1 protein-coding gene is annotated in these 458 nt (G+C 55.0%); it reads left to right on the forward strand.

Annotation, left to right across the window (positions count from 1 at the left end):
• The coding region (locus tag SMC5_RS01350) for a YebC/PmpR family DNA-binding transcriptional regulator (protein ID WP_207798948.1) at nucleotides 1–458 on the forward strand (458 nt) is incomplete at both ends.

The raw sequence follows: 458 nt of genomic DNA on the forward strand, positions 1-458 counted from the left end.
GTAGAAGACGCCAAGCGTGGTCGTGCTTTCACCAAGATCACTCGTGAGATCATTATCGCGGCGAAGGCAGGTGGAGGAAGTACCGAAACGAACACGCGGTTGAGGGCAGCTGTAGAAAAGGCCAAGTCAGCAGGTATGCCCAATGACAACGTCAAGAAAGCAATCATGCGCGGAACCGGAGAGATGGAGGGTGTCAGCTACGAGGAGACCTCATACGAAGGTTATGGTCCCAATGGCACCGCATTCATCATCCAGGCCTCGACTGACAACAAGAACCGCACGACTTCGGAAATCAGAAGAATCCTCTCGCAGCACGGTGGCGCTATGGGAGAGAACGGATCTGTCAGCTGGGGCTTCGAGCGGAAGGGTTCGCTGGAAATCGATCCGGCTGACAAGGGATACGACGATCTGTTCATGATTGCAGTGGACAGTGGCGCAGAGGACCTCAAGCAGGACGA

Source organism: Candidatus Cryosericum odellii, assembly GCF_003570935.1.
Taxonomy (GTDB): Bacteria; Caldisericota; Caldisericia; order Cryosericales; family Cryosericaceae; genus Cryosericum; species Cryosericum odellii.